21 protein-coding genes, 1 tRNA gene and 11 pseudogenes are annotated in these 24,332 nt (G+C 51.1%); 21 read left to right on the plus strand and 12 right to left on the minus strand.

Annotated elements, in window-relative coordinates; genetic code table 11:
* Nucleotides 1-242: 242 nt before the first annotated feature.
* The 3 genes from ACWWJF_RS08115 to ACWWJF_RS08125 form a co-directional block, all read right to left on the minus strand.
* On the minus strand, nucleotides 243-1,574 hold the full coding sequence (locus ACWWJF_RS08115; protein WP_455869169.1) for an IS4 family transposase: 1,332 nt from the start codon (nucleotides 1,572-1,574) through the stop codon (nucleotides 243-245).
* Nucleotides 1,575-1,812: 238 nt separating this feature from the next.
* Nucleotides 1,813-2,085 (minus strand): transposase, encoded by a 273-nt coding sequence (locus tag ACWWJF_RS08120; protein WP_455869170.1) that lies wholly within the window; start codon nucleotides 2,083-2,085, stop codon nucleotides 1,813-1,815.
* Nucleotides 1,988-2,767: an IS630 family transposase gene (locus ACWWJF_RS08125; protein WP_455869171.1), complete on the minus strand. Its 780-nt coding sequence runs from the start codon at nucleotides 2,765-2,767 to the stop codon at nucleotides 1,988-1,990. Before ACWWJF_RS08125 ends, ACWWJF_RS08120 begins: the two co-directional genes overlap by 98 nt.
* Before the next feature lie 96 nt (nucleotides 2,768-2,863).
* Between ACWWJF_RS08125 and ACWWJF_RS08130 the strand changes: the two are divergent.
* The 4 genes and pseudogenes from ACWWJF_RS08130 to ACWWJF_RS08145 form a co-directional block, all read left to right on the plus strand.
* Nucleotides 2,864-2,989, plus strand: a pseudogene (locus ACWWJF_RS08130) (transposase); the annotation flags it as partial.
* 67 nt (nucleotides 2,990-3,056) lie between these two features.
* A pseudogene (locus tag ACWWJF_RS08135) lies at nucleotides 3,057-3,665 on the plus strand (IS110 family RNA-guided transposase); the annotation flags it as partial.
* Nucleotides 3,666-3,767: 102 nt separating this feature from the next.
* Nucleotides 3,768-4,576, plus strand: a protein-coding gene (locus ACWWJF_RS08140) for an IS5 family transposase (RefSeq protein WP_455870994.1) whose coding sequence is annotated in 2 segments (ribosomal slippage) — nucleotides 3,768-4,077 and nucleotides 4,077-4,576 — 810 coding nt in all. Because the reading frame shifts where the segments join, the coding sequence is not laid out codon by codon here.
* Nucleotides 4,577-4,589: 13 nt separating this feature from the next.
* Nucleotides 4,590-4,979, plus strand: a pseudogene (locus tag ACWWJF_RS08145) (transposase); the annotation flags it as partial.
* On the opposite strand, the gene ACWWJF_RS08150 reads toward ACWWJF_RS08145, so the two are convergent.
* Entirely contained in the window at nucleotides 4,926-5,165 is a 240-nt protein-coding gene (locus tag ACWWJF_RS08150) for a hypothetical protein (protein ID WP_455868475.1), read from the minus strand. The pseudogene ACWWJF_RS08145 and the gene ACWWJF_RS08150 sit on opposite strands and share 54 nt — an antisense overlap.
* Before the next feature lie 79 nt (nucleotides 5,166-5,244).
* On the opposite strand from ACWWJF_RS08150, the pseudogene ACWWJF_RS08155 reads away from it, so the two are divergent.
* The 13 genes and pseudogenes from ACWWJF_RS08155 to ACWWJF_RS08215 all read left to right on the plus strand — a co-directional run.
* Nucleotides 5,245-5,960 (plus strand): annotated as a pseudogene (locus ACWWJF_RS08155) (IS5 family transposase); the annotation flags it as partial.
* Between the two features lie 93 nt (nucleotides 5,961-6,053).
* The gene (gene cydA / locus ACWWJF_RS08160; protein WP_455869172.1) at nucleotides 6,054-7,622 is read left to right on the plus strand and encodes a cytochrome ubiquinol oxidase subunit I; all 1,569 of its coding nucleotides are present in this window, start codon (nucleotides 6,054-6,056) and stop codon (nucleotides 7,620-7,622) included.
* 13 nt (nucleotides 7,623-7,635) lie between these two features.
* A pseudogene (gene cydB, locus ACWWJF_RS08165) lies at nucleotides 7,636-8,724 on the plus strand (cytochrome d ubiquinol oxidase subunit II).
* A gap of 15 nt (nucleotides 8,725-8,739) precedes the next feature.
* Complete coding sequence (gene cydX / locus ACWWJF_RS08170; protein WP_195314819.1) at nucleotides 8,740-8,862, plus strand: cytochrome bd-I oxidase subunit CydX; 123 nt, start codon at nucleotides 8,740-8,742, stop codon at nucleotides 8,860-8,862.
* Nucleotides 8,859-9,152, plus strand: a complete 294-nt coding sequence (gene ybgE / locus ACWWJF_RS08175; RefSeq protein WP_455869173.1) for a cyd operon protein YbgE — start codon at nucleotides 8,859-8,861, stop codon at nucleotides 9,150-9,152. The genes cydX and ybgE overlap by 4 nt, the downstream gene beginning before the upstream one ends.
* A 256-nt stretch (nucleotides 9,153-9,408) precedes the next feature.
* The gene (gene ybgC / locus ACWWJF_RS08180) at nucleotides 9,409-9,813 is read left to right on the plus strand and encodes a tol-pal system-associated acyl-CoA thioesterase (RefSeq protein ID WP_455869174.1); all 405 of its coding nucleotides are present in this window, start codon (nucleotides 9,409-9,411) and stop codon (nucleotides 9,811-9,813) included.
* A complete protein-coding gene (gene tolQ, locus ACWWJF_RS08185; RefSeq protein ID WP_455869175.1) occupies nucleotides 9,810-10,493 on the plus strand; it encodes a Tol-Pal system protein TolQ in 684 nt (227 codons plus the stop codon). Before ybgC ends, tolQ begins: the two co-directional genes overlap by 4 nt.
* A 12-nt stretch (nucleotides 10,494-10,505) precedes the next feature.
* The gene (gene tolR / locus ACWWJF_RS08190) at nucleotides 10,506-10,928 is read left to right on the plus strand and encodes a colicin uptake protein TolR (RefSeq protein ID WP_455869176.1); all 423 of its coding nucleotides are present in this window, start codon (nucleotides 10,506-10,508) and stop codon (nucleotides 10,926-10,928) included.
* A gap of 77 nt (nucleotides 10,929-11,005) precedes the next feature.
* Nucleotides 11,006-12,049 carry a cell envelope integrity protein TolA gene (gene tolA, locus ACWWJF_RS08195; RefSeq protein WP_455869177.1) on the plus strand — a complete coding sequence of 348 codons (1,044 nt, stop codon included), beginning with the start codon at nucleotides 11,006-11,008 and terminating at the stop codon, nucleotides 12,047-12,049.
* A gap of 151 nt (nucleotides 12,050-12,200) precedes the next feature.
* Complete coding sequence (gene tolB, locus ACWWJF_RS08200; protein ID WP_455869178.1) at nucleotides 12,201-13,493, plus strand: Tol-Pal system beta propeller repeat protein TolB; 1,293 nt, start codon at nucleotides 12,201-12,203, stop codon at nucleotides 13,491-13,493.
* Nucleotides 13,494-13,524: 31 nt separating this feature from the next.
* The gene (pal, locus tag ACWWJF_RS08205; RefSeq protein ID WP_455869179.1) at nucleotides 13,525-14,031 is read left to right on the plus strand and encodes a peptidoglycan-associated lipoprotein Pal; all 507 of its coding nucleotides are present in this window, start codon (nucleotides 13,525-13,527) and stop codon (nucleotides 14,029-14,031) included.
* A gap of 9 nt (nucleotides 14,032-14,040) precedes the next feature.
* Nucleotides 14,041-14,832, plus strand: a complete 792-nt coding sequence (cpoB, locus tag ACWWJF_RS08210) for a cell division protein CpoB (RefSeq protein WP_455869180.1) — start codon at nucleotides 14,041-14,043, stop codon at nucleotides 14,830-14,832.
* 171 nt (nucleotides 14,833-15,003) lie between these two features.
* Nucleotides 15,004-15,079: transfer RNA gene (locus ACWWJF_RS08215), tRNA-Lys, on the plus strand.
* A 31-nt stretch (nucleotides 15,080-15,110) separates the two neighbouring features.
* On the opposite strand, the pseudogene ACWWJF_RS08220 reads toward ACWWJF_RS08215, so the two are convergent.
* The 4 genes and pseudogenes from ACWWJF_RS08220 to ACWWJF_RS08235 all read right to left on the minus strand — a co-directional run.
* Nucleotides 15,111-15,311 (minus strand): annotated as a pseudogene (locus ACWWJF_RS08220) (tyrosine-type recombinase/integrase); the annotation flags it as partial.
* A 59-nt stretch (nucleotides 15,312-15,370) separates the two neighbouring features.
* Nucleotides 15,371-16,411, minus strand: a complete 1,041-nt coding sequence (locus ACWWJF_RS08225) for an IS481 family transposase (protein ID WP_455869181.1) — start codon at nucleotides 16,409-16,411, stop codon at nucleotides 15,371-15,373.
* Between the two features lie 78 nt (nucleotides 16,412-16,489).
* Nucleotides 16,490-16,753: a tyrosine-type recombinase/integrase gene (locus ACWWJF_RS08230; RefSeq protein ID WP_455870995.1), complete on the minus strand. Its 264-nt coding sequence runs from the start codon at nucleotides 16,751-16,753 to the stop codon at nucleotides 16,490-16,492.
* A 10-nt stretch (nucleotides 16,754-16,763) separates the two neighbouring features.
* Nucleotides 16,764-17,973: pseudogene (locus ACWWJF_RS08235) on the minus strand (IS3 family transposase).
* Between the two features lie 230 nt (nucleotides 17,974-18,203).
* On the opposite strand from ACWWJF_RS08235, the gene ACWWJF_RS08240 reads away from it, so the two are divergent.
* Both ACWWJF_RS08240 and ACWWJF_RS08245 read left to right on the plus strand, forming a co-directional pair.
* Nucleotides 18,204-19,048 (plus strand): IS5 family transposase gene (locus tag ACWWJF_RS08240; RefSeq protein ID WP_455869182.1). Its coding sequence is split into 2 segments (ribosomal slippage): nucleotides 18,204-18,549 and nucleotides 18,549-19,048, totalling 846 coding nucleotides; the frame shifts between segments, so codons are not numbered across the junction.
* Between the two features lie 12 nt (nucleotides 19,049-19,060).
* Nucleotides 19,061-19,273, plus strand: a pseudogene (locus ACWWJF_RS08245) (IS110 family transposase); the annotation flags it as partial.
* Here the strand turns inward: ACWWJF_RS08245 and ACWWJF_RS08250 are convergent.
* Nucleotides 19,220-19,459: a hypothetical protein gene (locus ACWWJF_RS08250; protein ID WP_455868475.1), complete on the minus strand. Its 240-nt coding sequence runs from the start codon at nucleotides 19,457-19,459 to the stop codon at nucleotides 19,220-19,222. The pseudogene ACWWJF_RS08245 and the gene ACWWJF_RS08250 sit on opposite strands and share 54 nt — an antisense overlap.
* Before the next feature lie 79 nt (nucleotides 19,460-19,538).
* Between ACWWJF_RS08250 and ACWWJF_RS08255 the strand changes: the two are divergent.
* A pseudogene (locus tag ACWWJF_RS08255) lies at nucleotides 19,539-20,255 on the plus strand (IS5 family transposase); the annotation flags it as partial.
* A 237-nt stretch (nucleotides 20,256-20,492) separates the two neighbouring features.
* Nucleotides 20,493-21,661, plus strand: a pseudogene (locus tag ACWWJF_RS08260) (IS3 family transposase).
* A gap of 9 nt (nucleotides 21,662-21,670) precedes the next feature.
* On the opposite strand, the pseudogene aroG reads toward ACWWJF_RS08260, so the two are convergent.
* The 3 genes and pseudogenes from aroG to ACWWJF_RS08275 all read right to left on the minus strand — a co-directional run.
* A pseudogene (gene aroG, locus ACWWJF_RS08265) lies at nucleotides 21,671-22,198 on the minus strand (3-deoxy-7-phosphoheptulonate synthase AroG); the annotation flags it as partial.
* 213 nt (nucleotides 22,199-22,411) lie between these two features.
* A complete protein-coding gene (pnuC, locus tag ACWWJF_RS08270; RefSeq protein ID WP_455869183.1) occupies nucleotides 22,412-23,140 on the minus strand; it encodes a nicotinamide riboside transporter PnuC in 729 nt (242 codons plus the stop codon).
* Nucleotides 23,141-23,488: 348 nt separating this feature from the next.
* Nucleotides 23,489-24,205, minus strand: coding sequence for a DUF554 domain-containing protein (locus ACWWJF_RS08275; protein WP_455869184.1), 717 nt, complete (start codon nucleotides 24,203-24,205; stop codon nucleotides 23,489-23,491).
* Nucleotides 24,206-24,332: the final 127 nt, after the last annotated feature.

The following is a 24,332-nucleotide window of genomic DNA, read 5'->3' on the forward strand; positions in this document are numbered from 1 at the left end:
CTCTCGCTGTTTATAAAAGCCGGTTCTGAAGCAATTTTCTGTTGTGTTCTTTTTGGGTGTTTAGCGGCTTGTTTGCATTTACAAGGGCTTTGTTGAATAAATAGAAAGTTTGGGTAATCATCGGATCAGATCACCATAGTTGTTTCAACATCAGGTCTCCATGGCAAAACAAAATTTTAAAATCACTAACTGGCCCTCCTATAACAAGGCCCTCAAGCAGCGCGGTTCTCTAACCCACCTCGTTATACACATCTCTGTTCGTGCCTGAGCGCGCGTAGCGTTTCGGCGGCCGTCATGACTTTCTGCAAGCCTTTCCAGATAGTTTTTGCGCCTGGTTCACCGTCGCCTTTTCGAGCAAGAAAGCCTCCGAGTTGCGCAACTAAGCGCAATACTTCGTTTAGCTTAGGGCGGCCCTTGGGCATACGCTTGTTCATCAGTAGGTAAGCTCCATGAGTCTCGTCGGAATCAAAGAACAACATTGCGTCCAGCTCTGGACAGGTTCGTCCCATACGCATTAAATAGGCGATGCGCCATGCCACGATCATGAACAGCGCCAATGCCCGCTCAATGCGATCCACGGTCGATAACTGTAACGCTTCGACACAGCAGCCGTTCTTCAGCACATTGAAGAACATCTCGATTTCCCATCTAGCCCGATACCAGTCGATCAGCTCCACGATATCTTCTCGTCCTTCAGGTACGCGATTGCTCAGCAACCGCCACTCGACCGGCTTCACGCCTGCTGGCGGCTCAATTTCCTTGGCTATCACACAAGTCACTGCCAACCCGCAACGCAGCGACACTCGCTTCACGCGCAGCGCCTGTTTCACCGTACGCGCCTTCTGCCCCGCGCGAGCCGCCATAACGAATTGGATTTCTCCCACCGGCACGGTCTTTCCAACCTTCTGCCAAAGCTTCTCATTACAGTCCAGACTGCGATTATGAGTCGAGCGGATCAACCAGTCAGCCGGAGTGCCAAGGTCATCAGCGAGCTGCATCAACGCCTTGATATCCGCTTCGCGATCGGCTAAGTACACCAGACGTGTGTTTGGCAACTCCGAGGCGAGTTCAGCAACTCGCTCGTATCCCTCGAGCCAGCGCGTACTCTCCTTGAGCCCATCGCGTTTTCCGTCTGCATCCTTCGGCTCTCTTGCCCACATCCACGCATCCAGTACGCCCAACCCCACGCGATCCGGACTGACCGCGTAGGTCGGATGCAGGTACAGACCACGCCTGGCTTCGTAGTTCAAGGGACCCAAGCCTTGGATTTGCTGCCCGTTGAAGTCAAGCTCGGTAGTGTCTTGGATACACAGCACAACCTCGTGTTCTCGGATCCTTTCCTGCGTACGCTGCCAGTGAGGTTGCAGAATGTCTCGCCATTCGAATGCTTGGTTCTCCATGAAGCGGTAAGCACCCAGCGTCTCAGACCATCCGAGGCACGCATGCGGAATGCTGGCTTGCGGATTCTCAGCCAGCCGTATCAAAAGCCCTTTGGCACGCTTATTGAGCCTCGTGTCACCAAGATTTACCCCTTCCAGTTCTTGGTGTGCCCAGCCATCTGAATCCCGTATCATTTTTCAGCGCCGTAAATGGCGATAGTACACGTCGGTTTCACTTCATTTACAACCCCACCGGCTGCCTATTTCAGCCCGCTAACCCTTGGCATATAAGGCGTTGCGGACTTGTGTATAACGAGGTGTCTCTAACCGTATGGCTAAATAGCTGTTCCTAATACCGCTACACTTTTGCCTGTCCATGTTTTCCACTGGGAAACGGGCTGACGGTTTCCATGAAGCGGCGAACCTTGTTCAGTCACTGCCACATTGAACAGCATTGATGATTGCGGGTAATGGTTTCATGCAACGCCTGCCATAACCGCTCTACATGATTTACCCATGGTGAGTACACCGGCTGATAAATAACCCTGAATTTCGGGTTTTCTTCCAGCCAGCGCTGCGTCTCCCGGCTTTTGTGAATAATGTAGTTATCAACTATCAGCGTGAGCGTTTTTGCCCGTCTGTACGTTGCTCTCAGATGCTCTAACATACTGATAAAAACACGAACTTTTACTGTTTCCTCCAACATAGCTGACTTTTCCCGTCCCGCTGTGTAATGCACCCGACAGATAATATTTCTCGTTCTGGCCCGGCGTCACGATGCGTTTCTGCTTCCCGCGAACCTGCCAGTCCGCGCCAATTTTGGGATTCAGATAAATATCCACTTCGTCTTCGTAAAAGACGGGATGTTCCGCGCTGCATTGTTCCAGCACCATCGCGATGGCCTCCATTTTTTCTTCCTTATGCGGGTCGCGGATACGCAGCGTAGGAGCTGCGCGTCGCCACACCAGACCGGCAGAAGGCCGCCAACGGCGCACCGTGGAAGCATGCAACTGGCAACCGGTTATCTCATTGATTTTTATCGCTAGCAGTTCCGTGCTCCAGCGCGAACGCTGATAGCCAAAATCATGAGGGGAACGCTTTACGAGCTGGATTAACAGTGCGCAGATCTGTTCAAACGGCCAGCGACGGCCACGACCGGGCCGCAGAGATTTGAGGCCTTCAATGCCGTACAGGGTGAGCCAGTTAATCCATCTGCCGATTGACGAACGGGCGCAGCAAAGCATTCTGGCGACATCGCTCACGCGCTCGCCCCGGTGCAACATCAGGATGGCGGTCAGCCTGCGGGCATGATTCTTGTCACGCGTTTTATGGAGAGTTTTCTTCATCAGGCGTCGTTCGTTACGGGGTATCGGTGCTATGCTCGACATCGCTAAGTCCGGTTGATGATTTGGGATCTTTATCGATTGATCAGATCGCTCAACTCGGACTGAGTTCCCTTCAGGTGATCTACTATTCGGAACAGTTATTTAGATGAATCAGCCATTGCTGCATGGACGGAAAAAACGACTACTGAACGGCGTGGACGACCACTCCACTACTCAGATATGGCCATCACCACAGTCCTGATGATGAAACGCGTGTTTGGCCTAATGAGATGGTCACCCCCACCCTGTGAGCGGTACGCTGACAGGGTGTTTCTTTATGGAGAAGGCCATCATGCAAAACGTCACGCTTATTGGTATCGATCTCGGCAAACATTCTTTTCACATTCATTGTCAGGATAAATCAGGCAAGGCATTACTGCGGAAAAAGTTTACCCGCACCAAACTCATCGAGTTTCTGGCTACGTGTACACCTACTACCGTTGTAATGGAAGCCTGCGCCGGTGCCCATTTTATGGCTCGTCGGATCAGTGAGCTGGGGCATGAAGTAAAGTTGATCTCTCCGCAGTTTGTCCGCCCTTTTGTCAAGAGCAACAAGAACGATTTCGTTGATGCCGACGCAATATGCGAAGCCGGATCACGCCCTTCCATGCGGTTTGTGCAGCCAAGAACTGAGGCTCAGCAGGCTATGCGAGCCTTGCATCGCGTCAGGGAGTCGTTGGTCAGAGACAACGTTAAAACGACTAACCAAATGCATGCTTTTTTACTGGAGTTTGGTCTCAGCATGCCGAAAGGTATTGCGGTAATCAAAAGGCTTTCAGCTGTTCTGGCTGATAATGACTTGCCACCTTATCTGGCACAGTTGCTGCTTCGATTACACGATCATTACCAATATTTGGTTGGGCAGATAGCAGAGCTCGAAAGAGAACTTGGGCAGGCACTCTCTCTAGGCTGTGTCCCTTAATCCCATGAGTTATACTAACTGTTTGTTTCTAGATAATTTTGAACTACGACTCGCTACGACCTTCCCGATGAAGCATGGGCTATCATCCAGCCCTTACTCCCTGCTGAACTAGCAACACCACAGGCCGGACGCCCATGGGCTGAGCATCGCATGATTATCAATGGCATGTTCTGGGGGCTGTGCTCTGGTGCCCCATGGCGTGATTTACCTGAGCGATACGGCCCATGGAAAACCGTTTATAACCGCTTTAACCGATGGTCAAAATCGGGAGTCATTAACCTTATTTTCAATAAGTTACTTTCATCACTTGATGCCCATGGCCTCGTGGACTGGTCAGCGACTGCGCTGGATGGTAGCAATATCAGGGCGCTGAAATGTGCTGCCGGTGCTCAAAAAAACATCCCGATATCACCGGAGATAATGGGCTGGGTCGCTCTCGAGGTGGTTTTGGCACCAAAATCCATATGGCTACAGACGGAAGTGGTCTTCCGTTAAACATCGTGTTGAGCCCCGGTCAGGCTCATGAAAGTCAGTTTGCACTACGTCTTTTGGGCGGTATTGGTGTTCAACGCCAGAACGGCAGTATGAAACGCCGTGGTCATGCGGTACTCGCTGACAAGGCGTACTCCGGGCATGTATTACGTAACGAGCTGAAAAACAGAGGTATAAAAACTGTCATCCCCCGAAAATCCACTGAAAAAATGGCGGTGGATGGTCGTTCAAAGCTCGATCGTGACGCTTACCGCAATCGGAACGTTGTTGAGCGGTGCTTTGGTCGTCTGAAAGAATACCGTCGCATTGCGACACGTTACGACAAAACGGCGAGGAATTATCTGGCAATGTTGAAACTGGGCTGCATCCGCCTGTTTTACCAGAGGTTATGTAATTAAGGGACACTGCCTAGATGAAACTGGCCAGCATTTAATGACCATCCCTGGTGTTGGACCAATAACAGCCAGCGTTTTGTCATCACAGTTAGGCGATGGCAAGCAATATGAAAACAGTCGTAATTTTGCCGCTTCCACCGGTCTTGTACCCCGCCAATACAGTACTGGAGGGAAGAATACTCTGCTGGGTATTAGCAAGCGTGGAGATAAAAACCTTCGCCGATTGCTTGTTCAATGTGCGCGGGTATTTATCCTAAGAATTGACCATCAATCAGGGAGATTAGCTGATTGGGTAAGGTCTCAGTTGGGCAGGAAACATTCTTGCGTTGTGTGCTGTGCATTAGCAAATAAATTAGCTCGAATAGCTTGGGCAATAACGACACGAAATACCGTGTTTGAACAGTAATGCTGGTCTAACAGTCAGCAATTTAACGAAGTTACCCATCTGGTTTTGCGAAGACTGATTATTGATGACATGAACGGCCTGACGGCCTGATATAAAACCAAAAAATGAAAATGGCTCAATGAAGCCGATGGCCTTTTTAGGAATATCAGGTGCGAAACTCATCGTGGCGCGGGCATCCTTGGCCATAAAGACGTCGGATAGATTTAAGCAAGCCCACCATTAATCAAAGATCAGTGTTGCAAAAATGGGGGTGACCATAGATTCATTGAGGGCTTTACAGGGTTTTGTTGACTCGATTTTTAAACTGATTAAATTGTCGCTGCATTGTCCAGACTATTCGCTGCTCAGCAAGCGAGCAAAGACAGTGAACATCAGCATAAAACGCCAACCCGTGGTGAAATCTAACATCTGGTCATTGATGGAACCGGCCTGAAGGTCTTTGGCGAAGGCGAATGGAAAGTCCGGCAGCATGGTGCCGACAGACGCAGGGTGTGGCGTAAGCTGCATCTGGCAGTAGACAGTGCGACGCATGAGATTATCTGTGCGGATTTGTCGCTCAGTGGTACGACTGATGCCCAGGCTCTACCGGCACTGATAAACCAGACCCACCGAAAAATCAGAGAGGCATCGGCTGACGGCGCTTACGATACAGGTTACTGCCATGATGCTCTGCTGAGGAAGAAAATAAGGCCGCTTATCCCGCCGCGAAGGGGGGCGCAATATTGGCCGGACCACTACCACGAGCGTAACCTCGCTGTTGCAAATCAGCGCCTGAGCGGCAGCAAGGATACCTGGAAAAATAAAGTGGGCTATCACCGACGCTCAGTGGCTGAAACGGCCATGTTCCGGTTCAAAACGCTTCTGGGTGGTCATCTAAGTCTGCGTGACTACGATGCTCAGGTGGGTGAAGCCATGGCGATGGTCAAAGCGCTTAACCGGATCACGCTATTAGGAATGCCGAACAGTATTCGCATCACGTAACAATCGACCTGGGGCACAGTCGTTACAAGTTCTGATTTATTCAACAAAGCCATTTACAAGCTAAAACCTTCCTGCGAGGAGCAAGGAGTCAAGATGTTTGATATAGTCGAACTGTCACGTTTACAGTTTGCCTTAACCGCGATGTACCATTTCCTTTTCGTACCATTAACGCTGGGGATGGCGTTTTTGTTGGCGATCATGGAAACGGTCTATGTGCTGACGGGCAAACAAATCTACAAGGATATGACCAAGTTCTGGGGCAAGTTGTTTGGTATCAACTTTGCGCTGGGCGTGGCCACCGGGCTGACCATGGAGTTCCAGTTCGGTACTAACTGGTCCTATTTCTCCCACTATGTCGGGGACATTTTCGGCGCGCCGCTGGCTATCGAAGGCCTGATGGCGTTCTTCCTCGAATCAACGTTTGTTGGCTTGTTCTTCTTTGGCTGGGATCGCCTGGGCAAAGTGCAACACATGGCCGTGACCTGGTTGGTGGCGTTGGGGTCTAACTTCTCCGCGCTGTGGATTTTGGTCGCAAACGGCTGGATGCAAAACCCCATCGCTTCTGAATTCAATTTCGAAACCATGCGTATGGAAATGGTGAGCTTCTCTCAACTGGTGTTGAACCCGGTTGCGCAGGTGAAGTTCGTTCATACCGTCGCTGCTGGTTATACCACGGGTGCCATGTTCATTCTGGGCATCAGTGCTTACTATCTGCTTAAGGGGCGTGACTTGGCCTTTGCCAAACGCTCATTTGCCATTGCTGCCAGCTTCGGTACCGCAGCGGTGCTGTCAGTTATCGTACTGGGTGATGAATCCGGTTATGAAATGGGCGACGTCCAAAAAACCAAACTGGCCGCGATTGAAGCCGAGTGGGAAACCCAACCGGCACCTGCCAGCTTTACGCTGTTCGCCATTCCCAATCAGGAGAGAATGGAGAACCAGTTCGCTGTGCGCATTCCGTTTATGCTGGGGCTTATTGCCACGCGTTCGACGTACGGCGTGGTACTGGGGCTGCGTGAACTGATGGATGGTCACCAGGTACGTATTCGCAACGGCATGAAAGCGTATGAGTTGCTGGAGCAGTTGCGCGCGGGTAATACCGATCCGGCTGTGCGTGAAGCCTTTAACCAGTCCAAACAGGATCTGGGTTATGGCATGCTGCTCAAACGTTACACCGCGGACGTTGCTAATGCGACTGAAGCACAAATTCAGCAGGCAACTAAGGACTCTATTCCTCGCGTTGCGCCGCTCTACTTCTCGTTCCGCATCATGGTGGCCTGTGGCGTGCTGATGCTGCTGATTATCGGCCTGTCTTTCTGGAGCGTTATCAGAAACCATATCGGTAAAAACAAGCTGCTATTGCGCGCTGCCTTGTTCGGTATTCCGTTACCGTGGATTGCGGTTGAAGCTGGTTGGTTTGTTGCCGAGTACGGTCGCCAACCGTGGGCTATCGGTGAAGTGCTGCCCACGGCGGTAGCGAACTCTTCGCTGACGGCGGGTGACATTCTGCTATCGATGGGCTTGATCTGCGGTTTGTATAAGCTGTTCCTGGTCGCCGAAATGTATTTGATGTTCAAATTCGCGCGCCTCGGCCCAAGCAGCCTGAAAACAGGGCGTTACCACTTTGAACAGCCGTTGACGCTGGCTCAGGACGCACGGTAAACAGGAGTCCACTATGTTTGAATATGAAGTATTACGTTTTATCTGGTGGCTGTTGATTGGCGTGCTGGTGCGCGTGATGGGGCGTAATGATGTAGAACGCCGTATCATGATTAACAGTATCGCTCCACACTGGGACGGTAATCAGGTGTGGCTGATCACCGCGGGCGGGGCGCTGTTTGCTGCCTAGCCGATGGTGTATGCCGCAGCATTCTCCGGTTTCTATATCGCAATGATCCTGGTACTGGCATCGCTGTTCTTCCGTCCGATCGGTTTTGACTACCGCTCCAAACTGGAAGACGCGCGCTGGCGCAATATGTGGGACTGGGGCATCTTCATCGGTAGCTTTGCGCCGCCAGTGGTGATTGGTGTGGCGTTCGGTAACCTGTTGCAGGGCGTACCGTTCCATATCGATGCCAATGCTCGCTTGTTCTACACCGGTAACTTCTTCCAACTGCTGAACCCGTTTGGCCTGTTGGCGGGCATTGTCAGCCTGACCATGATCCTGGCGCAAGGTGCTACCTACTTGATGATGCGTACCAATGGCGATCTGTATGTGCGCTCGAAAGGTGCAGCTCAACTGTCGGCGTTGGTAATGATGGTGACCTTTGCGTTGGCCGGCTTGTGGGTAATCTACGGTATTGACGGCTATACCATCACCTCCGTGTTGGACAAGGCGGCTGAGTCTAACCCGCTGCACAAAGAAGTGGCGCATCAGGCCGGGGCCTGGTTAGCGAACTTTACCGCGCATCCGGTGCTGTGGGCTATCCCGTTGCTGGGTGTGGTGCTGCCGCTGCTGACCATCGCGATGGCGCGTGCGAACAAGGGCGGACTGGCTTTCCTGTTCAGCTCGCTGACTATCGCCTGCGTTATCCTGACCGATGGGGTTGCCATGTTCCCGTTTGTGATGCCTTCCATCACGCAACCGAACGTAAGCCTGACCATGTGGGATGCCACCTCCAGCTTGTACACGCTGAAAGTGATGACGATCGTCGCCATTATTTTTGTACCCATCGTGCTCTCTTATACGGCATGGTGTTACTACAAAATGTTCGGTCGCATTACCAAAGAGCATATTGAACAGAACACCCACTCTCTGTACTAAGTAAGGAGCTTAATGATGTGGTATTTTGCCTGGATACTCGGAACGCTTCTTGCTTGCTCGCTGGGGATTATTACCGCTCTGGCGTTAGAGCAGAGTGAAGCAACTAAAGCGAAAGCGGCAGAAGACAACGCGCAATGAGCAGTCTGGTTGATAAACTCTACCAACTGATGGACAAGGGCCCGTTGCGGGTTCTTGCCCTGCTCATGGCGTTGCTGATGGCGGGCTGTGTGATGTGGGACCCGACACGCTTTGCTGCACGTACCAGCGCGTTGGACGTGTGGCAAGGCCCGTTGCTGGTATGGGCCGTTTGTACCAGTGTGATATACGGGGTAGGGTTTCGCCAGCAACGCCTGCTGTGGCGCGTGATTTTTGCGCCTTTTCCTGCCTTTGTGATCCTGCTCGCAGGGCTTATTTACTTCTTTCGCTAGTATCTATCTTAAATCATTCGAGTTGTAGGCAGGCGGCAAGGGAGCGAATCTCAATGAACTTACTTAGGTAAGTGATTTGGGTGAGTGAGCGTAACCAACGCACCTACAGCTCGAAGTATGACGGGTATGGCCTATTCCGTTTGGTTATGGGTTGCCCGCAACCCATAATTATTTAATTTCCCTCTAAGCAACCCATTCCAAACCTCATTTATCTTGCGTATAGTAGCGGTGTTTCGTTGTATTACCGGGATGTAGAGTGAGCAATACGTTGTTTCGTTGGCCTGTACGTGTCTACTATGAAGACACAGACGCCGGTGGCGTGGTGTATCACGCCCGTTATATCGCCTTCTATGAGCGTGCGCGGACAGAAATGTTACGCCAGCACGGCTTTCATCAGTGCGCCTTGCTGGAAGAGCATGTGGCTTTCGCTGTGCGTCGTATGGCGGTCGAGTATTTTTCTCCGGCGCGTCTGGATGATTTATTGAACGTAGAGAGTGAAATCACAGTGATACGCGGTGCTTCTCTCACGTTTGCTCAGCGTATTCTCAATTCTCACGGCGATCTGTTGAGTCAGGCCGAAGTATTGATCGCTTGTATCGATCCACATCACATGAAGCCCATCGCGCTTCCTAAGTCTATTGTCGCGGAGTTTCAGCAGTGACTGACATGAATATCCTTGATTTGTTCCTGAAAGCCAGTCTTTTAGTGAAACTTATCATGCTGGTTTTGATTGGTTTTTCTATCGCCTCTTGGGCGATCATCATCCAACGCACGCGCATTTTGAACACTGCCACGCGTGAAGCTGAAGCCTTTGAAGATAAATTCTGGTCAGGCATTGAACTCTCCCGACTGTATCAGGAAAGCCAGACGCGCCGCGATTCGCTGGCAGGTTCAGAGCAGATCTTCTATTCCGGCTTCAAAGAATTTGCCCGCTTGCATCGGGCTAACAGCCATGCGCCAGAGGCGATGGTAGAGGGCGCTTCTCGTGCCATGTGCATTTCCCTTAACCGCGAACTGGAAATGCTGGAAACCCACATCCCGTTTTTGGGTACTGTTGCCTCTATCAGCCCGTATATCGGCCTGTTTGGTACGGTATGGGGGATCATGCACGCCTTTATCGCGTTGGGGGCGGTTAAGCAGGCCACGTTGCAAATGGTTGCTCCGGGTATTGCCGAAGCACTGATCGCAACCGCCATCGGTCTGTTTGCGGCGATCCCAGCGGTAATGGCCTATAACCGCCTGAATCAGCGTGTGAATAAACTGGAGCAGAACTACGACAACTTCATGGAAGAGTTCATCACTATCCTGCATCGTCAGGCCTTCACTGAAAGTAGTAAGTAATCAGGAGGCAGCATGGCTCGTTCACGTGGTCGCCGGGATCTAAAATCCGAAATTAACATCGTTCCATTACTGGACGTGCTGCTTGTGTTGTTGCTGATCTTCATGGCAACGGCCCCCATCATCACACAGAGCGTGGAAGTGGATTTGCCTGATGCAACAGATTCCAAAACCGTCTCCAGCAACGATAATCCACCGGTGATTGTCGAAGTGTCTGGCGTCGGTCAGTACAGTCTGGTTATTGAACAAAAGCGGATGGAACAACTTCCCGCTGAGCAGATTGTGGCGGAAGCCCAGGCGCGTATGGCTGAAAACCCCAAGTCGGTGTTTCTGATCGGGGGCGCGAAAGACGTGCCTTATGATGAGATCATCAAAGCGCTGAACTTGCTGCGCCTGGCTGGGGTCAAATCAGTAGGTCTGATGACTCAGCCTATATAATCAATGCGTTGCAGTCAAAGCGTGATGTTTTTTCTGGCAATCGTTTATTACGGTAACACAGTATTTGGGAACCGCTTGTGCTAAAGGCCACCGAAAAACCTGATAAGCTAAAACACGCCATTATTGTCTCGGCCGTTTTGCACATCATACTGATTGCTTTGCTGGTGTGGAGCTCATTCCACTCCTCTATGGATGCCAGTGGCGGCGGCGGTGGCGGCTCGGCAATCGATGCGGTAATGGTTGATCCCAATGCCGTCGTTGAACAGTACAACCGCCAGCAGCAGCAGCAGAGTGATGCAAAACGCGCGGAACAGTTGCGTAAAAAGCAGGCTGAGCAGCAAGCTGAAGAGTTGCAGCAAAAGCAGGCTGCTGAGCAACAGCGTTTAAAAGAGCTTGAGAAAGAACGTCTTCAAGCGCAAGAGGACGCCAAGCAGCAGGCGCAAGAACAGGCCGAGCAGCGTAAGCAGGCGGAAGCCGCTGCCGCGAAGGCGAAAGCCGAAGCTGAACAACAAGCCAAAGCAGCCGCTGACGCGAAGAAAAAAGCTGAAGAAGAAGTGAAGAAACAGGCAGCCGCTGCTGCTGCCGCGAAAAAGCAGGCTGAAGAAGAAGCAAAGGCCAAAGCGGTAGCTGATGCGAAAGCCAATGCGGATGCAGAAGCCAAGGCGAAAGCTAAAGCCGCAGCAGATGCAAAAGCCAAGGCGGCTGTGGATAAAAAAGCCGCCGCAGAAGCTGCTGCACAGTCTGATTCCGTTGACGATCTTCTCGGTGGTTTGGCGTCGTCGAAAAACGCGCCTAAATCAGGTGGCGGTGCGCCAGCCGGTGCCGGCGCGGCGAAAAAGAGCGGTGCCTCAGGCGCCGCACTGGACAGTTATGGCGGCCAGGTGCGCGCGGCGATCCAGAGTAAATTTTATGACTGGCAGCTTTATCGGGGTAAAACCTGTACATTGCGCATCAAACTGGCACCGGACGGTCTGCTCGTTTCCGTTGAAGCGGAAAGTGGAGACCCGGCACTGTGTCAGGCGGCGATTGCCGCAGCCAAGCAGGCAAGAATACCGAAGCCGCCAAGCACGGATGTGTATGAAGCTTTCAAAAACGCACCGATTGATTTCAAACCGCAATAATCGTGGCGTGCAGTACGATGCTAACGGTGCCGCATGGTACCTTTAGGACAAGGATGATAGCACCACCCACGGGTATTGTGTTTTGGTGATACCGGTTTGTTAAAATGCTGCTAATTTATCCGAGGCGATACCTCTGGATAAGGGAGATGAAATGAAGCAGGCATGTAAAGTTGCACTAGGTTTTTTAATGCTGTGGGTCACAGCGCTACACGCCGAAGTGCGTATCGAGATTACCCAAGGGGTTGACTCGGCACGTCCTATCGCCGTGGTTCCGTTCAAGTGGGCTGGCGGCGGCGCAGCGCCGGAAGATATTGGCGGTATCGTTGGTGTGGATCTGCGCAACAGCGGTAAATTCAATCCGATCGATCCCAGCCGTATGCCGCAGCAGCCGGGTTCTGCCTCGGAAGTCACGCCTGCTGCCTGGACGGCGCTGGGGATTGACTCCGTCATCGTGGGTCAGGTTCAGCCGGGTGCAGACGGTAGCTACGTGATCTCTTATCAACTGGTTGATACCTCGGGTAACCCAGGCAGCGTATTGGCGCAAAACCAGTTCAAGGTCACCAAGCAATGGCTGCGTTATGCCGCGCATACCGCCAGTGATGAAGTGTTCCAGAAGCTAACCGGTATCAAAGGTGCTTTCCGTACCCGTATCGCCTATGTGGTGCAGACCAACGGCGGTCAGTTCCCTTACGAACTGCGTGTATCTGATTATGATGGCTACAACCAGTTTGTAGTGCACCGTTCTCCAGAACCGCTGATGTCTCCGGCCTGGTCGCCGGATGGCAGCAAAGTGGCATACGTTACCTTTGAAAGCGGTCGTTCTGCGCTGGTGATTCAAACGTTGGCTAATGGTGCAATCCGTCAGGTTGCGTCCTTCCCGCGTCACAACGGTGCTCCGGCGTTTTCCCCGGATGGCAGCAAACTGGCCTTTGCACTTTCCAAAAGCGGCAGCCTGAACCTGTATGTCATGGACATCGGCTCCGGTCAGATCCGTCAAGTGACGGATGGTCGCAGCAACAATACTGAACCAACCTGGTTCCCCGATAGCCAAACTTTGGCATATACTTCGGATCAGGCTGGACGTCCGCAAGTCTACAAAATTAACGTCAATGGCGGAGCTCCGCAGCGTATCACCTGGGAAGGGGCGCAGAATCAGGACTCAGAAGTCAGTGACGATGGCAAAATGCTAGTGATGGTGAGCTCCAACGGTGGTGCCCAGCATATTGCTACACAAGATCTAGTGACGGGGGCCGTTCAAGTCATTACGGGCACCTATCTGGACGAAACGCCGAGTATCGCACCGAACGGCACGATGGTGATTTACAGCTCTAAACAAGGGCTGGGCTCTGTGCTGCAACTGGTGTCTACTGACGGACGTTTCAAAGCGCGTCTTCCGGCAACTGATGGACAGGTTAAATTCCCTGCCTGGTCGCCGTATTTATAAACATAAATAATTTTTTCAAAGGACATAAGAGATGCAATTCAATAAAGTACTGAAAGGCATGATGTTGGCTCTGCCGGTGCTGGCTATCGCCGCATGTAGTTCACACAAGAAAGACGGCAATGACCAGTCTACCGTTGGCACTGCAGGCAGCGGTTATGAAAACGGCAATATGTCTTCTTCTGAGCAGGCTCGCCTGCAAATGCAAGAACTGCAACGCAACAACATCGTATACTTCGATCTGGACAAGTACGATATCCGTTCTGACTTCGCTAAGATGCTGGACGCGCACGCTTCCTTCCTGCGCAGCAACCCGTCCTACAAAGTGACTATCGAAGGTCATGCGGATGAACGCGGTACGCCGGAATACAACATCGCCCTGGGTGAACGTCGTGCTAACGCTGTTCAGATGTACCTGCAAGGCAAAGGTGTTTCTTCCGATCAGATCTCTATCGTTTCTTACGGTAAAGAGAAACCTGCGGTTCTGGGTCATGACGAAGCTGCATGGTCCAAAAACCGTCGTGCGGTTCTGGTATACTAAGAGCATTGCATGAACAGTAACTTCAGACGTCATCTCGTGGGTCTGTCGTTATTGGTTGGCGTAGCGGTCCCTTGGGCCGCTACTGCCCAAGCGCCAATCAGTAATGTCGGCTCTGGCTCGGTGGAAGACCGTGTCACCCAAATGGAGCGTATTTCTAACGCTCATAGCCAGTTATTAACTCAACTTCAGCAGCAGCTCTCTGATACGCAGCGCGATATTGATAGTTTGCGTGGGCAGATTCAGGAAAATCAGTACCAGTTGAATCAGGTCGTTGAACGCCAGAAGCAAATCTATCAGCAAATGGATAGCATGGGCTCCTCGTCGTCAACGCCGTCGGCGTCTTCTGCGCCAGCAACGGATACGGGTGCGTCTACCTCCAGCCCCGCCAGTAATGGTGCGGGCGCGGCGGCTGCACCGGCCAGTACCGGTGATGCCAATAGCGACTACAACGCTGCGGCGGCATTGGTGCTAGAGAAAAAGCAGTACGATCAGGCTATTGCCGCTTTTCAGGCATTTGTCAAAAAATACCCTGATTCAACTTATCAGCCGAATGCCAACTATTGGCTGGGCCAGTTGAACTACAACAAAGGTAAGAAAGACGACGCCGCTTACTATTTTGCGAACGTGGTCAAAAATTACCCAAAATCCCCTAAAAGCTCCGAAGCCTTACTCAAGGTTGGGGTGATCATGCAGGAAAAGGGGCAGACGGATAAAGCGAAGGCTGTCTACCAGCAGGTCATCAAACAGTATCCCAATACCGAAAGCGCCAAGCAGGCGCAAAAACGGCTGACTGGGCTCTAACCCCTTTCCAGGCACAAAAATTGCGCGCCATGAGCGATTTTTGTGCTTTGTCGTTTGATGATTAAGCAGTTGAACCGTTTTTCAGGAAAATAGGTTGCACTGAGCTGATAAGTTAGTAATATATGCCGCCGTTGCCAAGGCAAGGTGAAAACGCCGAAGTAGCACCATGATGGGTCGTTAGCTCAGTCGGTAGAGCCGTTGACTTTTAATCAATTGGTCGCAGGTTCGAATCCTGCACGACCCACCAATTAAAACAAGGAGTTACAGTTGATGATATCTTATGTAACTTTCTTAAGTGTCATATTAGTGACATGAAACCCGAGTATGGCATCAATGTTTTTAGCGTGTATTTGCAAGTGTGCAGGGGATAAATGAGCATACCTTTTCACCATTTGTATACTTTCCCATCCCCCCATTTCTTGCAATGCTGGTAGAGGTACACCAGACTGGATTAACCAACTCGCCCAAGTATGCCTAAGATGTATTAGCTCAGACCTGATCTGACAGTTACCGGTTATTTATACAGGTGTCTGTCAGATTAAATCTGGTTCAGATTTTTTTCTGCCCAGACTCGTTTACCATCAAGTAACGTGGCCATTGGCGTACGCCCGCAGCACATTTTACCCTGATGAGTTCGCTCATTATTGTAATGCCACAACCAGTTGTCCAGATCCTTTTGTAGACTTTCTAGGTCCTCGTATAACGTCTTACGGAACGCAACCTGATAAAAATCCTGCAAAATAGTTTTATGGAAGCGCTCGCAGATACCGTTTGTCTGCGGAGACATCGCTTTCGTTTTCGTATGGTCTATATCGTTGATAGCCAAGTACAGCTGATAGTCATGTTGTTCCACTTTACCGCAGTACTCCGTCCCCCTGTCCGTCAGTATTCTTAGCATTGGCAGCCCCTGAGCTTCGTAGAACGGCAGCACGCGATCATTGAGCAGGTCGGCGGCAGAGATCGGTGCTTTACTCGTGTAAAGCTTGCAGTGCGCCACTTTCGAGTACGTATCCACGAACGTCTGCTGGTAGATACGGCCAACACCTTTCAGATTACCCACGTAGAAGGTGTCCTGCGACCCCAGATAACCCGGGTGAGCAGTCTCTATTTCACCACAGGCTTCGTCGTCGTGCGCCTTCTTCTCCAGTGCAGCGATTTGAGCATCAGTAAGTACGATGCCTTCTCTGGCAACTTTTTCTTCAAGTGCCTTCAGGCGCTTACGAAAGTTTTCCAGATCGTGTCGTTGCCAGATGGAGCGCACACCGCTGCCAGAAATGAAGACGCCTTTTTTACGCAGCTCATTACTGGTCCGGTGCTGGCCATGAGCCGGGAACTCAATGGCGTAATCAACAACCGCACGTTCAGTGGCTTCATCAGCACGGTTTTTCAGGTTGGGAACCCGGCGGTTTTGGTTAACCAGAGCGTCAATGCTGCCTTCTGCCGCCAGTTCCTGATAGCGATAAAACGTGTCGCGTGACACCCCCATGATTTTACAGGCTTTTGATACGTTACCGAGTTCTTCGGCGAGATTGAGCAGGCCGGCTTTGTGTTTGATGATGGGATTGTTAGTATGAAGCATGAGAGTTACCTCGTGTTTTGTATAAGTATTCGACACCCATATCAAAACCGGTAACTCTCAACCTTTCAAGGTCCAGTGTCAGATCAAGTCGCGACTAATACACCTAAGATCATGAAATCGAAATCCTTCGATCCCTGCTTTCATCATGGCAGACTTAAATGCTTTGTTAGCATCAGTTCTCATTGGTATCATATCAATAACGCCGTTTAATTTTCGCTCTCTGACAAAAACATACTGCCTATGTCTACCTATCTGAGCATGGATAATTTGACAAGCTGTATCATTGAGCGAAACGCCAATTGCGCGAAAATTTTTTGATCTTGACCCACCATCTCCGGACAGCTTTTGTCTCTTAAGTTAACGATGCCCGCTGGCGCCGATATTCTCTTGGGGAGTTGTATCCCAGCGCACTGTGCGGATGGTTTTCATTGTAATGATTGAACGTCGCTGCAAGGTTCTTCAGCGCTGTTCGCACATCGGGTTTTGGCATGAAGGCGATGTAATCTTCCTTCATCGTCTTCACGAACCGTTCTGCCATGCCGTTACTCTGTGGACGGCTCACTGCTGTTGTGCAGGGCTCCAGATTCAGTTCTCTGGCGAACTTCCGCGTTTCATGCGCTGTGTACGCTGAACCATTATCCGTCAGCCATTGCACTGGTTTATCCGGCAGCGCGCTACCGAAGCGTTTTTCCACCGACCTCAGCATCACATCCTGCACGGTTGAACTGTCATAACCCCTGGTGCTCGCTGCCCAGTCTATGGCCTCCCGGTCGCAGCAGTCCAGTGCGAACGTCACCCGCAGCTTCTCGCCGTTGTCACAACCGAACTCGAAGCCATCTGAGCACCAGCGCATATCGCTCTCTGCTACCGCGATTTTGCCTTTATGCTCCCGCTTCGCACGTTCAGTTTTATCATGCAACAACAGCAGGTTATGCTCGCTCATTATCCTGTAAAGCCGTTTGGCGTTCACCGGTGGAAGTCCCTCTGCACGACGTTGCTTACGCAGGATACCCCACACTCGGCGGTAACCGTAACTGGGCATGTCGCTGATGATACGGAGGATGTCCGATAATATCTCAGCATCAGCTTCGTCATTACGCCGGTTGCTGCGCCTGTCCAGCCAGTCGGCAGAACGGTTAACCCGCAGTGACAGCTGCGCACGCGACACGCTCATGGCGCGGCTGACCAGAGCTATTCCCCGTCTCCTTTGGCAACAAGGGCGCGTGCGCTATCCATTTTCGCGACTGGCGGTACTCCACTGCTTCTTTGAGGATCTCAACTTCCATCGTCTTCTTACCCAGAAGGCGCTGTAGCTCCCGGACCTGCTTGAGGGCAGTCGCCAGCGCCGAAGCTGGAACCACTTCTTCTCCGGCCGCAACGGCGGTGAGGCTTCCTTCCTGGTATTGCTTCTTCCACTTAAACAAAAGGCTGGGCTGGATGCCATGCAGGCGGGCTACATGGGAGACGTTCATCCCCGGCTCCATTGTCTGCTGAATGATGGCGATTTTCTCTTGCGGAGTTTTACGCTTACGGACTTCTTGCCCTAACAGGATCCCGGTCATTTCAAAATTAGCATGATTGTTAGACATATATCTAAGCCTATCTCTTATCTGGAGATACAGCTACTGTCTGGTGTTACAGGGGGCTACATCAGCGCGAAAATTTTTTGACTGGTCAGGGTTAATCCAAGCCACCTTACGAACCAAATCAACCTGTGACCATTCTAATTCTAGGATGTGTCCCTTAATTACCTGAGTTATAGTAACCGTATGTTTCCACAGTATATTGAACTATGGCTCGCTACGACCTTCCCGATGAAGCATGGATGATCATCCAGTCTTTACTGCCTGCTGAACCAGCAATACCACGTGCCGGACGTCCATGGGCAGAACATCGTAAAATCATCAATGGTATGTTCTGGATTCTGTGCTCAGGTGCTCCATGGCGTGATTTACCTGAGCGATATGGTCCGTGGAAAACCGTATATAACCGCTTTAATCGGTGGTCAAAATCGGGTGTGATTAACATTATTTTCAACAGGTTACTTTCTGCTCTTGATGCGCATGGTCTCGTTGACTGGTCTGCCACGGTGCTGGATGGCAGTAATATCCGGGCGCTGAAATGTGCTGCCGGTGCTCAAAAAAACATCCCGATATCGCCGGAGATAACGGTCTGGGTCGCTCTCGCGGTGGTTTTGGCACCAAAATCCATCTGGCAACAGACGGAAGTGGTCTCCCGTTAAACATCCTGCTGAGCCCCGGACAGGCTCACGAAAGCCAGTTCGCATTACGTCTTCTGGACGGTATTGGTGTTCAGCGCCAGAATGGCAGCATGAAGCGTCGTGGTTATGCGGTGCTGGCTGACAAAGCTTATTCAGGGCATGCACTACGCAACGAGCTGAAACGAAAGGGGATAAAGGCAGTCATCCCCCGAAAAACGAATGAAAAAATGGCTTCGGACGGGCGCTCACGGTTCGCCAGTGGCGCTTACCGTCATCGCAATGTAGTGGAAAGATGTTTTGGCCGATTAAAAGAATACCGCCGTATTGCCACACGTTATGACAAAACGGCGAGGAATTATCTGTCGATGGTTAAACTGGGCTGCATCCGCCTCTTTTACAAGAAGTTATGCAATTAAGGGACACAGCCTAGCAAGCGTGGAGATAAAAACCTTCGCCGATTGCTTGTTCAATGTGCGCGGGTATTTATCCTAAGAATTGACCATCAATCAGGGAGATTAGCTGATTGGGTAAGGTCTCAGTTGGGCAGGAAACATTCTTGCGTTGTGTGCTGTGCATTAGCAAATAAATTAGCTCGAATAGCTTGGGCAATAACGACACGAAATACCGTGTTTGAACAGTAATGCTGGTCTAACAGTCAGCAATTTAACGAAGTTACCCATCTGGTTTTGCGAAGACTGATTATTGATGACATGAACGGCCTGACGGCCTGATATAAAACCAAAAAATGAAAATGGCTCAATGAAGCCGATGGCCTTTTTAGGAATATCAGGTGCGAAACTCATCGTGGCGCGGGCATCCTTGGCCATAAAGACGCCGGATAGATTTAAGCAAGCCCACCATTAATCAAAGATCAGTGTTGCAAAAATGGGGGTGACCATAGATTCATTGAGGGCTTTACAGGGTTTTGTTGACTCGATTTTTAAACTGATTAAATTGTCGCTGCATTGTCCAGACTATTCGCTGCTCAGCAAGCGAGCAAAGACAGTGAACATCAGCATAAAAACGCCAACCCGTGGTGAAATCTCACATCTGGTCATTGATGGAACCGGCCTGAAGGTCTTTGGCGAAGGCGAATGGAAAGTCCGGCAGCATGGTGCCGACAGACGCAGGGTGTGGCGTAAGCTGCATCTGGCAGTAGACAGTGCGACGCATGAGATTATCTGTGCGGATTTGTCGCTCAGTGGTACGACTGATGCCCAGGCTCTACCAGCACTGATAAACCAGACCCACCGGAAAATCAGAGAGGCATCGGTTGACGGCGCTTACGATACAGGTTACTGCCATGATGCTCTGCTGAGGAAGAAAATAAGGCCGCTTATCCCGCCGCGAAGGGGGGCGCAATATTGGCCGGACCACTACCACGAGCGTAACCACGCTGTTGCAAATCAGCGCCTGAGCGGCAGCAACGATACCTGGAAAAAGAAAGTGGGCTATCACCGACGCTCAGTGGCTGAAACGGCCATGTTCCGGTTCAAAACGCTTCTGGGTGGTCATCTAAGTCTGCGTGACTACGATGCTCAGGTGGGTGAAGCCATGGCGATGGTCAAAGCGCTTAACCGGATCACGTTATTAGGAATGCCGAACAGTATTCGCATCACGTAACAATCGACCTGGGGCACAGTCGTTACAAGTTCTGATTTATTCAACAAAGCCACTTCTGTGGTAAATCAGAAGAAGCCATAATTTCACCAATAATATATGGAATTATGAAAAAATAATGTTCCACTCTAACAGAAGAACTACATTTATCAATGAAGTGATAAGAATGTAGTGGCACACTGATACTGGCCACCTGATCGGAGGTGATATGCTCACCTCATCAACACGACAGGTGACCTCATGGGTAAACATTTTACGGCGGAATTTAAGCTCGAAGCCGCAAAGCTGGTTGTCGACCACGGCTACACATACGTTAAGGCCGCAGAGGCGGTTAATGTCAGCCATTCTGCCATTAGTCGCTGGGTCAATAAGCTTCGCCTTGAACGACAGGGAAAAACGCCAACGGGACTTCCTCTTACCCCTGAACAGCTCGAGCTGCGTGAGATGAAGAAAAAAGTCTAATGCCTTGAAATGGAGAACGAAATCCTAAAAAAGGCTACGGCGCTCTTAATGTCGGACTCACTCAACGGTTCACGGTAGTCGACAGGCTGAGGGCGCGATACCCGGTCACGGCGTTGTGCCAAACTTTTGAGGTACATCGCAGCAGCTACAGGCACTGGCAGGCTTCCGCTAATGAACCCGACGGTGAGCGCGTGGTTAAGTGTAGCCGCGTCATGGAAGCCTGGAACGCCAGCGGCGGCTCTGCCGGCGCTCGAAGTATCGCGACCATCGTCACCGGCAGCTCCGGTGTCAAAATGGGGCGCTGGCTGGCTGGCAAGCTGATGAAGGAGCTGGGTATCGCCAGCTGCCAGCGACCGGCTCACAAATACAAACGCGGCGGCAATGAACACGTTGAAATACCGAACTATCTCAACCGCCAGTTCGCGGTTACCGCGCCGGATCAGGTCTGGTGCGGCGATGTGACCTACATCTGGACGGGCAAATGCTGGGCTTACCTTGCGGTGGTGCTAGATCTGTTCGCCCGCAAACCGGTGGGCTGGGCCATGTCGACGTCGCCGGACTCGGCGCTGACAGTTAAAGCGTTGCAGATGGCCTGGGAACTCCGGGGACAACCAACAGGAGTCATGTTCCACAGCGACCAGGGCAGCCACTATACCAGCCGTCAATACCGGCAAGCCCTGTGGCGCTGCCGGATAAAGCAGAGTATGAGTCGGCGGGGTAACTGCTGGGATAATGCGCCAATGGAGCGGTTCTTCCGCAGCCTGAAGACAGAATGGGTGCCGACAAAGGGTTACAACAGCTTCAGCGAAGCCCAGGACGCGATTATCCGCTACATCACGGGGTATTACAGCGCTATCCGGCCTCACTGGTATAACGGCGGCTTAACTCCAAACGAATCTGAGCGACTGTTCTACATACAGTCTAATGCGGTGGCCAATATTAGTTGACCACTACAAAGCCAATTCGCGGTGTACCTGAGATTCCGTAGTGCGTGCGCCGATGGCACCCCAGCTCATCAGATCTGCCAGATACTGCGGCGATATCATGTCCAGGAACTCACCCGCAGCAGGTAACCCGCTATCGTTGATTTCCACCAGCAGTTTACGGGCAATACGCAATCCATCGTTAATCTGGAAGCTGTTATCCATGTGCGGATCGTTAATCAGTCCTTTCCAACCCACAGTGGTACGCGGTTTCTCAAAATAGACACGCATCACGACTTCCAGCTCGTCGCTTAACTCGTTGCGCAGCGTAAGCAAACGGGCGGCGTATTCTTTTGCAGCCTTGGTATCGTGAATCGAGCACGGACCAATCACCACCAGCAAACGATCGTCAGTGCCATGCAGAATCTTGTGAATTGCCGAGCGGGTAAATGAGACCGTTTCTGCCGCACGCGCGGTAGCCGGAAATTTCTCCAGCAACGCGACAGGAGGTAACAACTCTTTGATCTCTTTAATTCTTAAGTCATCATTTTGGTAATTCATCATTCATCCATCGATTCTTGCGCAGAACATGCCACATCTTGCCAATAGGAAACGGTTGCAGGGCGATTACCCTGGCGTTTAAAAACGGAACTGTTCATATTGCAGCGCACAAATGATAAGTCAAGAGTATGGCGTATCCACAAAAACATCGCGTAATTTTACGCGATAAAATGCTGTTAGCTTAGCGCTATGGCGCGTTTTCCAACGTGCACTTTACTCTCTGCGCTGTAGGTACGATGGTGTTGTACGCTGGCCCGCTTCCTTGATCCACAACCAGGTGCCGTTGAGGGCGATACCGGTCAAGATCAGGTATTCCAACGCCATCACATAAACCCACTGGTAGGTGAAGATCACCACGCTGATAATGTTAACCACGACCCACAATATCCAGTTCTCCACATACTTACGCGTCATCAGGATCATCGCTATCATGGAAAGCACCATCATGCTGGAATCCCAGAAGGGAAACGCATCCGGCTGCAATGTCGGCATGGTCACCTGTATCCCCATGCTCTGCATCACGGTCACCGCGACGCCAGTCAGCGCGGCAAACACCGCATCAATGTAAACGGTCATCAAACCAATCACGAGTGCACCCAGCACTGACCAGGCAAGCAATCTGGGGAGTGGCAGCCAGCGTATTTTTAAGGCGATATCCTGCTGTTCCGTGCGCCGTGTCCAGGCATACCAACCATAAACATTGGCAACAAAGAAAAAGATTTGCAGTAGCAGGCTGGCATAAAGCTGAATCTGGAAAAAAATAACGGCAAATAGCGAGACGTTGATCAAACCAAACTGGTAATTGATGGTTTTTTCCAGGCTGGCAAGCCAGATACAGAGCAGGCCGCACAGCGCGCCAATGGCTTCAATCCAGGAAAGATAGTACCCTCCCGCACCGAACGGGATATGAATCAAAATGTTGCTGGTACTGAAAAAGTCCATCTTGCCACCCCACGTTTATCGTCTAAATGAGGAAATCCTGCTTCTACCCATATCGTTATACACATCTTTTGGCCATTTTTTGAACAGGATGCTCAGAACCCCGTGAATTAAGGCATTCAAGCCATCCCATTGGCTTTTTGAGGTTCAAAATGCCACTCTGAGATAAACCCGTAACTCATTGATTAAACAGTGCGTTAGAACGATGTGTATAACGATATGGCTTCTACCAGGCTCCCAAACGGGGTATATGGTAGCAGTCGGTTAGCAAGAAGGCACTTAATGTTTTACATACTAAACAAATAAGGGGTAATTCTTTTAATTACTCTCTTTTGTTTAGCACATATAAAACTAACCGAACCAGCGATGCCAATAAATCGACAGTGGGATGATAAACAGCAGTGCAGGCAAGAAATTCACCACGGCGAACATTTTTATCTGCGCGATGCGCAACCCTACCGCCATCATGATAATGCCGCCACAGGCTGCAAAATCCCCCATGGTGATGTCATTCATAAACGGCATGATCAATTGCGCGGAAAAAAATAAGAGTGCCTGAATCAGAAATTGTGGTACCGCGATTGAAATCACTGCCGCGCCGAGCGTGATGGAAAAAATCAGCGCAGTGAACACATCCAGTGCCGATTTGATAATCAGCAGTTGATAGTCCCCCGTCAGTCCTTCCGTCAGCGCGCCAACCACACCCGTGCCGCTGGCACAGAACAGCACGATTAAGGCAGTAAAATTCTGTGTATATACGTCCGTCGGCAGTTTATGCCGAGGCGGCGGCAGAAAACGGCTTAACACACGTTGGATCCAGATGCCTGCGAGTTGTATACCGTGCTCCAATCGCAACAGTTCACCCAATGTAACCCCCAACACCACCGCCAGTGCAACCGCTGGCAACTGATGCACCTTGATAACCAAGGTTATCCCCATAGCAATGGAGATCATGGCAAACGCAGGAGGGAGACCATCGCGAAGACGCTGGGGAATAAAACGACTCAGGGAAATACCCAGTATACCGCCAATAATAATGGCGGAACCGTTAATCAGAGGACCAATCATAATACTCCTTACACCCACATCTGCGTATTACTGACAACGAGACTTCAGTGGGTTTGCCCCGGTAATCACGGCGGGCAGAAAAATACAAAGAACCTACTATACTCCCACCAGACCCCGGCAGGATGCA

Source organism: Symbiopectobacterium sp. Eva_TO (assembly GCF_053848865.1).